Origin of the sequence: Microcoleus sp. AS-A8, from assembly GCA_039962225.1 — a bacterium.
Classification (GTDB): Bacteria; Cyanobacteriota; Cyanobacteriia; order Cyanobacteriales; family Coleofasciculaceae; genus Allocoleopsis.
On the sequence record JAMPKV010000004.1, the window covers coordinates 108,043 to 122,329 of the forward strand.

10 protein-coding genes are annotated in these 14,287 nt (G+C 48.4%); 7 read left to right on the forward strand and 3 right to left on the reverse strand.

The genetic code is table 11. The annotated features are described in order from the left end of the window. Positions 1-187 precede the first annotated feature (187 nt). The 4 genes from NDI48_07860 to NDI48_07875 all read left to right on the forward strand — a co-directional run bounded on the left by NDI48_07860 (position 188) and on the right by NDI48_07875 (position 5,893). Positions 188-2,188 carry a hypothetical protein gene (locus tag NDI48_07860; protein MEP0831121.1) on the forward strand — a complete coding sequence of 667 codons (2,001 nt, stop codon included), beginning with the start codon at positions 188-190 and terminating at the stop codon, positions 2,186-2,188. Between the two features lie 78 nt (positions 2,189-2,266). Further along, the gene (locus NDI48_07865) at positions 2,267-3,466 is read left to right on the forward strand and encodes a radical SAM protein (GenBank protein MEP0831122.1); all 1,200 of its coding nucleotides are present in this window, start codon (positions 2,267-2,269) and stop codon (positions 3,464-3,466) included. Between the two features lie 4 nt (positions 3,467-3,470). Continuing rightward, entirely contained in the window at positions 3,471-4,982 is a 1,512-nt protein-coding gene (locus tag NDI48_07870) for a methyltransferase (GenBank protein ID MEP0831123.1), read from the forward strand. Between the two features lie 32 nt (positions 4,983-5,014). Continuing rightward, positions 5,015-5,893 (forward strand): HEXXH motif-containing putative peptide modification protein, encoded by an 879-nt coding sequence (locus NDI48_07875; GenBank protein ID MEP0831124.1) that lies wholly within the window; start codon positions 5,015-5,017, stop codon positions 5,891-5,893. 107 nt (positions 5,894-6,000) lie between these two features. On the opposite strand, the gene NDI48_07880 is transcribed toward NDI48_07875, so the two are convergent. The 3 genes from NDI48_07880 to NDI48_07890 form a co-directional block, all read right to left on the reverse strand. Further along, on the reverse strand, positions 6,001-6,387 hold the full coding sequence (locus NDI48_07880; protein ID MEP0831125.1) for a hypothetical protein: 387 nt from the start codon (positions 6,385-6,387) through the stop codon (positions 6,001-6,003). Positions 6,388-6,450: 63 nt separating this feature from the next. After that, positions 6,451-10,020: an AAA-like domain-containing protein gene (locus NDI48_07885; GenBank protein ID MEP0831126.1), complete on the reverse strand. Its 3,570-nt coding sequence runs from the start codon at positions 10,018-10,020 to the stop codon at positions 6,451-6,453. Further along, entirely contained in the window at positions 10,020-11,735 is a 1,716-nt protein-coding gene (locus NDI48_07890) for an AAA-like domain-containing protein (GenBank protein MEP0831127.1), read from the reverse strand. The genes NDI48_07885 and NDI48_07890 overlap by 1 nt, the downstream gene beginning before the upstream one ends. Before the next feature lie 143 nt (positions 11,736-11,878). Here NDI48_07890 and NDI48_07895 point away from each other — a divergent pair, with 143 nt between their 5' ends. The 3 genes from NDI48_07895 to NDI48_07905 all read left to right on the forward strand — a co-directional run bounded on the left by NDI48_07895 (position 11,879) and on the right by NDI48_07905 (position 13,912). After that, positions 11,879-12,031 carry a hypothetical protein gene (locus NDI48_07895; GenBank protein ID MEP0831128.1) on the forward strand — a complete coding sequence of 51 codons (153 nt, stop codon included), beginning with the start codon at positions 11,879-11,881 and terminating at the stop codon, positions 12,029-12,031. An 82-nt stretch (positions 12,032-12,113) separates the two neighbouring features. Then, complete coding sequence (locus NDI48_07900; GenBank protein ID MEP0831129.1) at positions 12,114-12,545, forward strand: M48 family metallopeptidase; 432 nt, start codon at positions 12,114-12,116, stop codon at positions 12,543-12,545. A gap of 527 nt (positions 12,546-13,072) precedes the next feature. Beyond that, positions 13,073-13,912 carry an alpha/beta hydrolase gene (locus NDI48_07905; protein MEP0831130.1) on the forward strand — a complete coding sequence of 280 codons (840 nt, stop codon included), beginning with the start codon at positions 13,073-13,075 and terminating at the stop codon, positions 13,910-13,912. Positions 13,913-14,287 lie beyond the last annotated feature (375 nt).

A 14,287-nucleotide genomic window follows, 5' to 3' on the forward strand; every position in this document is an offset into this window, starting at 1 on the left:
TCGCGATTTGTGCCGTGGTTGTCCCAACTAGACCTCAAATTTTATGCATTAGGCGGGTTCTCTTTGGAAGACTGCTTACTCCCATCTAATTGACTAAGAAGAATAAATTAATAATAAAATTGCGCTTTTGCTCCTTGGCAGTCAGTTGACGGATTGATAAAACTGAGTCAGCTAGCTAAGGTAGCCGATGAGCATTGATGATGAACTTCGCGAAATTCGCACAAATATATGGACTTGGGCTAGACGATGTCAGGACATAACGCCAACGAAACTCCAAGGTGCAGTATGCAACCCGGATTATGTGAATGATGAAGGACACCCAGAAGGCAGTGGACCTGGTGTTGGAGATTCAGTACTGTTCAGCGCCATTCTCTGCTACAGCGGAGAATCGTGGGCATGTGAATCAGTCAAAAGGTCGCAGGGAGCTGATGGCAAACTGTGGCGTGCTCCACAGCGGGTTGAGCGCGATCGCGACTACCCATATATGCAAGATGGAAAGAAGAAAAACCATGCCACTTTCTCCCGTGACCATCTTCTAGGCGTTCTGTTGTGGATGGTCACAATGAAGAACAATGGACGAGGGAATGAGGCGATCGCGCTGGCAGATAAGTGGTGGAACTGGATCGCAGAAAAACGTCATAGGGAAATTCAAAAAGCAGTCAATCAGATCGCTGATACCGGGCTTCTGCGTGACCTATTCACCTCTCCTCGATCCACTCTAGATATCATACTGGGCGGTTCTGTTCCCTCAAGATATCGAATTTGTGATGGTGCAGACGATTATTGCAGCATCAGCCTAATTCCTTATGGACACTGGGGTCGTTTGATGCTAGAAGTTTGGCGTTACATTGGTGCAACCACCAGTCTTTCCAAATCCATTGAGGTACCAATATCAATTCCCGGACTGGATCGTTCTTCGTTCTCTTTGGATTTTGACTTGAATGAATACTCAGTCTTGGACTACAACACCATCTTTCTACAAAATGATTTTGCTGGTCAGACAGGTGGTACTGGATCGGCTTTCCACGATCACTTAAATGTTGTAACTACCCTCATTTTGAGAACGATGGGAAAGTCGAATGGGCTGGCAGAAGAAACTGTGCAGGCGGTCGCTGGTCGTAATCCAAATCCATTTTTCCTATGGGCAGCGGGTAAACTTCCCGAAGCAAAAGCGAAAGCCCTAGAACTTTGCCCAAGAGAACAACCAAAGGAGATGACTCAATGGGCGTGGGAACGCGCCTACAGTGAGGAAGCTTGGAAACAATCATTTGGTTGGGATGCGATCGCAATCATCAATCTTTTGTTGGCTGATTTGACTAGCCTTCCTCATCTCGATCAAGTCGTTTCGCATGTAGATTCTCATACAGATTTCTCCCCTCGGCTCGATTTTCACAATGACGCAGTCCTTGTGCCTGCTTTAAGTAATCACTTAGATAGCCCTGCTGTTCCTGCTTTAAGTAATCACTTAGATAGCCCTGCTGTTCCTGCTTTAAGTAATCACTTAGATAGCCCTGCCGTTCCTGCTTTAAGTAATCACTTAGATAGTCCTGCCGTTCCTGCTGTCAGTAATCACTTAGATAGTCCTGCCGTTCCTGCTGTCAGTGCCCACAGTGACACCCCTGTTATTCCTGCTGTTAGAACCCACGCTGATACACCCGTCGTTCCTGGTGCGAGAGCGCATGTAGACACCCCCCGTGTAGGACATGGAGATCTACATGGTGACGCTGGACATGGCGATCTACACGGCGATCGGTTTGGACTTAAGGTGCATACAGACACACGGGGTGGTGGTCCCCACACCGATATTCGTGGAGTCGCGCATGGCGACGCTCACACCGATACACCTTCGGTAGGACATGTGGATGCTCACACGGACACTCCACAAGCCGGACATATTGATGCTCATACCGATACACCTTCAGCAGGACATATTGACGCTCATACCGATACACCTTCGGCAGGACATATTGACGCTCATACCGATACACCTCCGGCAGGACATATTGACGCTCATACCGATACACCTCCGGCAGGACATATTGACGCTCATACCGATACACCTCCGGCAGGACATATTGACGCTCACACCGATACGCCTGCCGTTCATGGGGATATGCATACAGATGTTGCTGAACACGCCGATTCACACAGTGATGCACCTCCCACTCATCTAGATATTTCTTACTGAACTGTATGAGGTGCAATCTCTATCACTCATCCCTTGGATGTAACAGTTTCCAGGCAATTTTCCATAACAGAGTAATTCATGAGCGTTGAACTTAGACCATTGGGCGTTAATTGCAATATCGCCTGCCAATACTGCTACCAAAACCCACAACGCGATGCTGGCAATCTGACTCAGTCTTATGACCTTGAGTTGATGAAAGCAGCGGTAGAGCGTGAAGGTGGCTCGTTTATCCTCTTTGGTGGGGAACCACTGCTGCTTCCAGAACAGGATTTGGAAGCTCTATGGGCGTGGGGATTAGAGAAATATGGTTCAAATGGTATCCAAACCAACGGAACCCTGATCAATGACAATCACATCCGCATGTTCAAGCAATATCAGGTGCAGGTTGGTATTTCTATTGATGGACCGAGTGAGTTAAATGATGTGAGATGGGCAGGCAGTTTGGAGAGAACTAGACAGCAGACTGCCCAAGTTGAAGCCGTTATTGAGCGCTTGCTGAAAGAAGGAATTGTACCCAGTCTAATCGTCACACTGCATCGTGGTAATGCCACTCCAGACAAGCTGCCCCTGATGCATGATTGGTTCAGATCCTTGGATAGAGCCGGAATTCAATCGGTTAGATTGCACATTCTGCAAGTTGATTACTCACAAATCCAAAACAAGTATGCTTTGAGTCTCATTGAAAACATTCAAGCACTTCTCAGCTTTGCAGAATTAGAGCAAGAACTGACAACGTTGACTCCAGACGTTTTCAGAGATGTTGAGAATTTGCTGCTGGCTACTGACAATGAGGCAACCTGTGTATGGCGTGCCTGCGATCCCTACACGACCAGTGCTGTACGCGGTGTAGAAGGTAAGGGGCAGCGTAGTAACTGCGGACGAACCAACAAAGACGGTATTGATTTCGTTAAGGCGGATTCAGCAGGTTACGAGCGATATTTGGCTCTCTATCACACCCCGCAGGAATATGGCGGCTGTCAGGGGTGTCGCTTTTTTGTGATGTGTAAGGGGCAGTGTCCGGGTACAGCGATCGCGGGTGATTGGCGAAATCGGACAGAGCATTGTTCCGTTTGGAAGCAACTGTTTGAGTACCTGGAGCAGCGTTTGTTAGGTCAAGGAAAGACACCCATCTCCCTAGATGCCAACCTGCATTATTTAGAGGAGAACATGCTGGACGACTGGCAACATGGACTGAACCCTTCGTTAAACACCAAGTTGAATGAGATGCGAGCGATCGCGGCTCAGCAACCCCCCCTAACCTGTGCGCTGGAGAGTTGAGACGATGCAGAAATTAATTAGCTCCTCCTACGGAATTCAACGTTTGGACTTCCGTTTGCCGGAATTTACTCGCTATGCCTGGACGAGCGATCACGCTAGGGAAGTATGGGAGCCACGAGTTCACCGCATCATTGCTGGGTTGCAAGAAGTTGAGTGGCGCTCCATCGTCCTTGGATTGCGATCGTGTGCTTTGAGAGCTGTTATGCCCGAACAGCTTTGTTCGCTGGCAGCGACGCTAGAATCCTATGGTCTGAAAGTTGAGCCACTACAGGCGATCGCAGTTACAGAAAACTACAGTGCCTCAATGCAAGCGCCCCTGGACGGGCAGCAGTTTAGTTACTGGTCAGTTTTAGGTAGACAGGATGATATTCAACAGTTCAAACAAGCATATGAAGCGAATGACCAACCAGAAATTGGTCGGTTGTTAGGCTACCCTCCTTGCTGTACTGAATTCTTCGCTGATGTCTGGATGCACCAGGATTTTGTTGATACAACCTGGGCAATGGCACATAAGACTCAAACGCGGGCAAGTCTCTCTCCAACGGTGATTGAAATTCCTCACGTCTCTCAAAGTAGTATGCTCCTGCGTTGGTTAGGACCTAGACAGGTGTTTCATCTGCCTTGTCGATTTGATTGCGAGGCAACAGCAGAGCTAGCCAACCGGATGGCTGAAGTCTGGCAGCAAAGTGGGTTGATTGAGGAATTGAGCTGGCTCAATGAGATGCTTCGATGGCCCGTAGAATGGTCAGCACTGCATGGGATTGCAGAAATTAAAACTCCGGTTGTGAAGATTTCTACTCGAACTGATGCAACGGCTGAAAAATATGCTGTTCGTTACCTGGGTGACACGTATCCAAACGAGGGCGCACGAGGGCTTCATTTTCCGTATCAACAACCCGCCAAGCGGCTAATCTCCGACAGTCAGCAATTTCGAGATGGGCTTGATAACCCAGTCAAACCCTTTCAAGACTCGTATCTGCTTACGGAATGGTACTTCACAGATAATGGCTTTTTCTCAAAATACAGCATGGATTCTGCCCATAAACCTATTCTGGCACTGGCTCGTCAATGCTTACAGGGAGTAGCAGGCAGGGCGCTCGATCTTGGCTGTGGCAATGGAGTTCTCATGCGGAAAATTTGGCTAGAGCATCAAGAGATTGTTCCGGGAGGAGTAGATGTCGATCCAGCAAAGATTGCTCACGCTCAAGAACTGCTGCCCGAATTCGCCAGTCACTTTGGTGTTGCGGATATGTTTGCTTCTGATGCAATCTGGAGTTCCGAACAACTGTATGCACTGGTGATTTTGATGCTTGGTCGTCTAACTGAGGTTCCCACAGAGAAAGCCAATTGGCTCTTGGAGAAGCTCCAGACTTGTACCCAACAACTGTTAGTTTATGCCTACGATGACTATTTGCGATCGCACACTTCGTTGAACCAAATGGCAACCGATTTGGGGATTGAGTTGATTGACTATCAGCCGGGTGCAACAGTCAGTCTGGCAAAAATCAACCTGTAATTCTTGTTCGTCCACTTTGTTAGTGACTTTCTATGGAAACTGATGTTCAACTCGATCAATCTCATTTCGATGAGACGCAAATCAATTGGGAACGAATTGCCGAACCTCAAGATGACCAGTATGATACACAGATTACGCTGGAGTATGCTCAGAGAGCAGGCTATACCCGTCGGGATGTGGGGAATTGTCCAACCTTTTTTGACGGTCAAGTAGCGATTCGTCCAGATACAACGATTGTGTTTGCTTTGGATTGTATTCCGGCAGATCCATCTCATCCGAATGTTAGTAAAGGGAGCGACTTGTTACGTCACTGGTCTACTGTTTACGTTCAGTTCCAACAACTCGTCGATTCAGTTAGCCTCTTTTTCTACACTCCTCATTCATTTGATTTGGTTGTAGGATCGATCTGCGGTCCCGGTGGCGCTGGGTTTGGCACGATCGCTGCTACTGTTAATCACCATGTTGGATTTGCTGAAGCGTTGGTACATGAGATGGCTCATCACAAGCTTCAGGCGTTGGGCGTTCAGTTTGAATCAGCAGAACGATTAGTCACAAATCCAGCCGAACAAACATTCAGAAGCCCAATCCGCTATGATTGTCTGCGCCCGATGACAGCCGTTCTTCATGCTCAGTATTCCTATACTTATGTCTCTGCCCTGGATATCCATATCATTAATGCTGGCACTGATGCTGAGCGCGATCGCCAAATTGCAGCAGGCTCACTTGCATGGAATCTCCCCAAATTAGAGTTTGGATTGGATGTAATCGGTAAGTATGTCACCGTTGATGAAGCAGGTGCTGACTTTATGAAGGGGTTTTACGCCTGGTCAGAGCGCATCCTCAAAGACGGGTACAGTATTCTCGAAAGGTTCCAAATTCCTCCTCTACAATTTGAGCATCCTCTGGTGTAGCAGGAATTCGATTTACTAGGCTAAGGTGTAGAGTCACATCAGTTGCCTGAGAATAACGGAGGTTTGAGTTGCTCGTTCTGGCAAGCTAGGGTTTTGGCAAGTGATGGTTATTCAGCTTTCTTAGGAAATTCACACTTCACGGTGATTTCCATGTTGCAGGCACCTTTAGCGTTGGCAATGTAGGGCACTCCGGCTTCGCTGCTGATGTTGACTCCAAATTTCAGGGTGACTTCGCTGACTTCCGCGATCGCAACATTCTTAAAAGCATTTAGGGTATAGGTGGTGTATGCCCTAATGGTTTGTTCGATCGCTCGAAATGTTTGTGGGACTTGCTTGTGTGGATCGCCGATGAATACCCCACCTCGTTTAGGCTCTTCACCTCCTGTTGTCGGATTGGTGGGGACAACAACGCCGGGAGTGGTGCTGGTGTTGTCTATGGCTTCAATATAGATGGTGGCTCCGTCTTCTAGGGTGATTGGGGTAAGTTGTCCCATAGTCTTGCTTTATACCTCTGCGGTTTTTACTTTAGACAGCCTAATAACTTAGGAATCGCACTCTTACTTTTTGCTGGTGATGCCGCACATTTGCTTTTCACTCTCACTGGCATTTGGATTGTTGGTCAAATAGGCACGTACCCAATCACAGCCTAGCGCCATCAAGCTATCTAGATCGAAGTTCCACAATTGCACCGTATTGTCACCACCGACACTGGCAAGGGTTTTGCCATCAGGACTGAAAATCACGCTCTTGACAAATCTCTGATGTCCACTCGGGGTCTTGATTTCCCGCCCGGATGCCACATCCCACAATTGCACCGTATTGTCACGACTTGCAGTAGCAAGGATTCTGCCATCGGGACTGAAACTCACGCTCGTTCCACTCAGGGTCTTAATTTCCTGCCGGGATGCCACGTCCCACAATCTCACCGTCTTATCACTGGCAGTGGCAAGGATTTTGCCATCGGGACTGAAACTCACGCTCGTTCCACTCAGGGTCTTAATTTCCTGCCGGGATGCCACGTCCCACAATCTCACCGTATTGTCAAGACTAGCACTGGCAAGGATTTTGCCATCGGGACTGAAACTCACGCTCATGACAGCATTCTGATGTCCATTCAGGGTCTTGATTTCCTGTCCGGATGCCACGTCCCACAATCTCACCGTATTGTCACCACCGCCACTGGCAAGGGTTTTGCTATCGGGGCTGAAACTCACGCTCATGACAGCATTCTGATGTCCGCTCAGGGTCTTGATTTCCCGCCCGGATGCCACGTCCCACAATCTCACCATATCGTCAAGACTAGCACTGGCAAGCATTTTGCCATCAGGACTGAAAATTACGCTGTTGACAGGAAACTGATGTCCACTCAGAGTCTTGATTTCCTGCCGGGATGCCACATCCCACAATCTCACCGTATAGTCATCACTACCACTAGCAAGGGTTTTGCCATCGGGGCTGAAACTCACGTTCCTGACCAAATCCTGGTGTCCGCTCAGGGTCTTGATTTCCTGCCGGGATGCCACGTCCCACAATTTCACCGTATAGTCATCACTACCACTAGCAAGGGTTTTGCCATTGGGACTGAAACTCACGCTCGTGACAGAATCCTGATGTCCACTCAGGGTCTTGATTTCCTGCCCGGATGCCACATCCCACAATCTCACCGTATTGTCACTACCGCCACTGGCAAGGGTTTTGCCATTGGGACTGAAACTCATGCTCATGACAGAATTTTGATGTCCGCTCAGGGTCTTGATTTCCTGCCCGGATGCCACGTCCCACAATTTCACCGTCTTGTCCGAACTGGCACTGGCAACAGTTTTGCCATCGGGACTGAAACTCATGCTGATGACAAAATCCTCATGTCCGCTCAGGGTCTTGATTTCCCGCCCAGATGTCACGTCCCACAATCTCACAGTATTACCATCAATGGCAGTGGCAAGGGTTTTGCCATCGGGACTCAAACTCACTATCCAGACATAATCCGCATGTTTATTTAGAGCCTTGATTTCCCGCCCGGATGCCACGTCCCACAATTTCACCGTGTCACCGCTGGCAGTGGCAAGGGTTTTGCCATCAAGACTGAAACTCACGCTCCTGACAACAGACGGATGCCTACCCAGGGTCTTGATTTCCCGCCCAGATGCCACGTCCCACAATTTCACCACATTGTCATCACCAACACTGGCAAGGGTTTTACCATCGGGACTAAAACTCATGAGGGGGACAGAATTCTGATGTCCACTCAGGGTCTTAATCTCCCGCCCAGATGCCACGTCCCACAATTTCACCACATTGTCATCACTGGCAGTGGCAAGGGTTTTGCCATCAGAACTGAAACTCACGCTATTGACAGGCTTCTGGTGCTTCTCCAAGCTATTACGCTCTTGTACACCGTACGCGGCTTGCTGCAAAGCAACAGTTGCAACCAATTGTGTGTTATCCACTGCCCTAGCAGATTGATCAAGTTGTTTCAGTTGGTACGCTGCCTCCAATCCTTTCAGCAGCGCCTTAAATGGTTGTCCGGTTAAAAACAGCTCATTTGAAGTTGCGCTTTTTAAGCGCACATCCGCCACTGTCAGTTTCAGGGTTGCCGCAGAAATTTGGATTCCAGCTAGCCAAGCCGCCCCTGCTGCTGCCGCAATTGCCACCCCTGCCACTGCCGAGGTAATCTTTCTTGTTCGTTTCCCGTGCCGGATGATTTTATCTGTCTCCTGCTGCGCGATTGTCAACCGTTGAGTGGCTGCTCGTTCTTCCGCCAAGGCAAGCTCCGCCTTTTGGTTCGCCTCGGTTAAAACTCGCTTTGCCTGTTCCTCCGCTTCCAGCTTTTTTTGAATATCTCGCTTATCGAGTTCTTGGCTTTCAGCAAGAAACTGATAGTCTTGGTCACTCAGGCTTTTTCCTGCTGCCCATGCCTGGGCTTCTTGCAGCGCCTCTCCTCGCAACAGGCGCGACTCATCCTGGCAATCCGATGCTCTCCAAGCATTGAGCGATTCTGCATAGGGGCGCAGCTCATCGAGTGCTTTATTCAACCAATCTTGGTTAAACACCGTCTCATAAATCCGGTTATAAATCCTCAGCTTGCCTTCGCGTTTGACTACCAACCCCGTTAGCCGCATTTCCATCTGCTCCGGGCTGTCATCTGCGGCAATTTCTCCCTGCTGCACAATCTGCTGATACAACCCCAGCAATCGCCCCGTGCGCTGTTCTCCACTCAGCAACAGCCTGTCTCGAATCGTCTTCAAATGCTCCGGCGTATCCTGCGCCTCCCAGTTCTCAATTATCCTGGTAAGTACCAAATCTTCAACCCAAGCTGCCTCTTGTTCTGCTGGTGCGGTATCATCCGCACTCAAAATTAGTTTGCAGACCTTCTGGGTCAAAAACGGCTGTCCACCAGTCCAGTCCAACACTGCCTGCATCAACGCCTGGGGATTGCTCGTCTTTACAGCCAACCCCTGCACCAGTGGTTCTACTTCATGCAGTTGAAAGCCCGTTAGCTCAATCGGGCGACCCACATTAAACGGAGTTCGCTGCTTGTCTTGAATGAGGTCAGAAGGCGTAGCAACACCAAGTAAGGCAAACGTCAATCGTCCGTAAATAGGCTTGTCTGCCCGTTGGTTGTAACACTCCCGAATCAGTGCAAAAAAGTCATCCAGATTGAACGACAGACTGAGAACACTATCAATCTCATCAATAAAGATGACGATATTCTGCGAAATCGATTCCAGCAACACCTCCTCCAGAAAGGTGCCGAACCGCTGCACGTAAGACAGCAGACTGTTCTCACTCCACCAGGCATTCAAATCAAACGTGCGATGCAGCCGCAAGGGTCGGACAATCCGGTTAATCATGCCCACATACCACTGCTCCGGCGTCACCTCCGAGGTGCCAATCGCGGTAATATCGATCGCGGCACAGGCAATTCCCTCGGCCTGTAAGCGTTGCATCGTTTGCACTCGCAGACTGGACTTCCCCATCTGCCGAGAATTCAGTACATAGCAAAACTCTCCGGCTTTCAGAGCACTGTAGAGGTCATCATCCGCTTGCCGCTGCACATAAGTCGGTGCATCGATGGGAAGACTTCCCCCAACCTGATAGTCAATGGGAAACTCTGCTGCTGTACTCATCAGGCGACCCCTAGCCGATCTTGAAAGTACTGGCGATACAGATCGCACAACGGTACGACATCATTTCCCTGGTAACGAACCAATCCCATGCTGGCAAGCTTAAACGCTTCTGCTGTCTTGATTCGAGTTGGCTCCCTAACCGCCAATACCTGCTTAAAGGCACTCAACAAGTTGGTATCTTCCTCCAAGTTATACAGGTGGCGGCGGAGATGCTCTCCATACAGCCATCCCTCTGTTGGAGCCATCTCGAACAACTGTTCCAACGTCACTTCTCCCTTGGCAATGCGGTACAGCGCCACCCGCAACAGATAGGGATGTCCCCCCATCAGCGCCATCAATCGATCAACTTCTAAATCCGACCACTCCAATCCATGCCGCTTCACCAAGTCTTGCACCTGTACCCGATTCAGTTCAGGTAACTCGATTGGCACTCCAACATTAAACGGCGATTGGTTGATATTCAAAGGGATATAGACTTCCTTGGAGTGAGTAATCACCAGACGCAGGTTTCTCCAGATGGGATTGCTCTTCGACTCCTCATGCCAAGAGCGCAGCAACCCAAAAAAGTCACTAGCGATCGCGGGATGTTTGAATAACTCATCCACCTCATCTAGACACAAGGTAAGCGGACCGTTAATTTCCGAGAGCAGATACAACTCAAAGTAGTCCGTACACTTGTCATTACTGCCCATTGGACCCTTCCAGTAGTCCTCCAGCTTATCGGGCAGATTCAACTTCCGGGTAATCCGGGAACAGAACCAGTGCAAGAAACTCTCCAGGCTAGAGAGTACCTGTCCCCCTGCCGATTGCAAGCTCAGAAACGTGGTTCGATACCCCTGCTCTGTGGCGTGATTCAAAATCCTCAATGTCAGAGAAGACTTTCCCATCTGACGCGGTGCTTTGATCCGAATCAACGCCCCTGGTTTAGCGATCGCTTCGTAACAGCGAGTTTCGATCGGTGGACGCTCAACATACAGCGTTGACTCCAGGGAAACCTGCCCTTCCGGCTCATCCAAAGAAACGGCTTGAGCTGGGGGAGCCATCATCGATCGAGTAGTACCTGCCAAGGCTGGCTCTGGTGCTTGGATTGGGCTAGCGGGTTCTGGTGTCTCCGGCAGCGGCAACGATTCTACATCACTCTTCTTTTGCATGACTGGAATCAGGTCTTCTGCAATTCCTTCCAGTGCAATGCGGTTACAGCCAAGTTCATAGGCAAACTCTATCGATTCTCCAGCCCCCAGTGCATCGTAAAAACCAACCGCAAATAATCTGGCAGCGCGGTCTCCAATCGCCTGATTCATGCCAATCACGTAGGGAATGCAGTGAGCGATCGCGATGGCTTGCACTTCGGAGTAACAGGCATTGAGTACCACACACTCTACCTTGTCAGCAAACAACTTAAACAAGCCTGCTAAGGCTCCAGACTTAACGAGTTGCGCCTGCCCGATTACATTTTCCCAAACTAAGCCGTTCTCCCCCATTCCATGCCCAGAGAAGTGGACAATTTGCGGCTTATGGTCTAACATTGCCCGTTGCACATCGCTGGGAGACACCGCCCACACCTGCTCAAGCAGAAACTTGTCACGCTTTTGCGATCGCTGCAATCCAGCATCAATCTCTTTCACCTCCTGAGTCAGGTCAAGGGGTGTTGAATTCTTGGGGTTTGCCGCCAGGAATAGAATTGTCTTTTTCTTACGTGTCGAACTGCTGCCCATCAATCAGACTTAAACCGCGAGGTACCGGGAGAGCTTATTTTGCCTACACCAGTATTCCTAGCAATCCGGACATCTTCGGGAACAGGCACGTCAAAGTACATAATTTGTTCATCTTCTCTTAGAAGATTTGCCCTCTATCAAGGGTGAGATTTTACAATTCATACCGTTGGGCAGATTTCAGCAGCTTCACTCGATATCGAAGAAGCGATGCGATCGCACAAGTGATAGAACCTGCCCAAATTTGGAGTAAGTTACCAAATCGTGAATACTGGTCGGAAACTGAGTTTCACAGTTAGTGCATTTGATTAATAAACGCAACTGGTGGCGATGCCGAAGGCGCTTCGCTATGGGACCATCGCGTTTTAGTACTATGAAGAGATGCGATCGCTCCTACACCGTCAATACCTCCCAACTTCGACCGCATTGCCTGCCACGCATCAATCTACTGCTGTAGTTGTTGGATGCGATCGCCTGCGCCCGATTTTAAATACACAGATTGCTGCTTTTGTCAATCGTGTTGGAGCTTCTCCTCGTTCGGTTCAGGTACGCGAGTTAGGCTACCGTTGGGGTTCATGCGGACAAAAAGGAGATTTATATTTCCACTGGCGAGTGGCGATGCTGCCGCGAACCATGATTGAGTATGTGGTTGTTCACGAGCTGGTGCATCTGATTGAACCGCATCATACTACTGCGTTCTGGGATAGGGTGGAGCGGATTTTGAGTGATTGGTGCGATGCTTACGGCGGGCTTCGCCAACGTAAGCAGTGGCTAGCCCAGAATGGGGCAAGTATGACCTTTAGGGATGGATGAAAAGCCCTGAGTCAGTTTGTAGACGCACTGATTGGTTCTTGCAGCTCTAAGGATCTGACTTTTTTCCGACTTTCTTCTAACTTTTTCCGACTGCCAAGGCGTATGCTGAACAGTTAGATTGGTTTCAACACAACGAGATGAGGGTTTCAGATGCAATGGTCTTTTGCCGATTGCTCAACAATTGAAAAATTTACAAACCTTTACAAAAGTAGCTCACTTTTTCTGATCGACAGTCGGATGGGAGGTGGGGTATTCGTTGGTTAGACCAATATTGAAAATATTTCAACATGAGCAAACGCTCCAAGCTAATAGGGGTGTTAGACAGCTAGTGCGGCTTAATAAATAGTTTGACTGCTTTCAGTTATCGGTTAGGACGTGGCTTCAAAATTATCAGTGGGTGTATCCGACTTTTCTCTGAACGTTTTCCGCCTGAAAAAGTAGGTATACGGAGATTAGGTTAGCTAGTTAGACTTCGCGAGAGGTCAACTATTTGTTGGTATTTACCATGAACATTACAGGAGATAGAAATGAAATTAGGTAAGTTTTTTTTGGGCTACGGTATTGCCAGTACTCTAGCAATTAGTAGCTTATTTCTTTCAAATCCAGTCCAAGTACAGGCACAGTCTACTGATGCTTTTATAGTATTTGTAAATGGTAGCGGTGATTGTTGCGCGGAGTACATGAACCAAGCCCTAGATAGATTGCGAAGAGGAGTAAGAGGGGAGATTTGGACTACATCCTACGCAAATTTTAGAGATGGAAGCAGCACAGTAAAAGCTCCTGTAGTAAATTTATCAGTGAATGCTGATGCTCTTTTTATCAAAGAGGCTACTGAGAAGATTAATAACCTGCCTTCAAGTAGACCTGTTGTTTTGATTGGACATAGTTACGGCGGTGATTCAATACTAAAGGTTCTACCTTTTATTACTCGTCGTGTACAACTTGTTGTGGTTATCGATCCTGTTGGAACAGGAGGCTTCCGCAGAGTTGCAACTGAACGTGTAGTCCTACCAAACGTGGATTACTTTATGAATAGATGGCAGGAAAATGGGCTAACAGGTCAAAATGTGGTTCCTTTTGACAGCAGGATTAGTGGTCAGATTCGCTGTCTCGCTACTAGGGAATGCGACCAGAGCGCACAAAACCTCGTTAGAAATGCGGATGGTTCTGAAAACAGAGTTGAATGTGGATGGGAGGAAATCACTTGTCCTGGCTTTCAAGCACCAATACCAGGAATCCGTAGAGGGCGTAGAGGTACAAAAGCCAAGAGAATAGAACACAACTCCATGCCTCAAGATGCCTATATTCAACATACAGTTGTAGAAAAAATCAAAGTAGCGTTGAGGCCATTTGGTGTTCTTAAATAGCAAAAGTAATCTTGACGCTTCAACTTTTACGACTTGAACCAGAACATGGACAGGCTTTGAACGAGAAGTTAGACAAAAAAGAAAGCGATGCTATCTTTCGCTGTCTAACGGTTAGACTTTGAAAATGATTGAAGAGAGTAGATAATAATAACGTATATTGTCATACAAAGGCTTAATTTATGCTGTCTAACCGTTAGACAGCATCTGATTAGGATAGCGATCTGCGATCAACCCAAGGGGAGACGCCAACCGGAGATGAGAGTGAGGACGAACGCTTTACTCGCAACGCTCTCGCTTTCTTTCTCCCTCTTAGCGAAGTAACAAGTAATCTTACCTGTCTAACGGTTAGACACTTAAAAGAATTTCCGGCTCAGC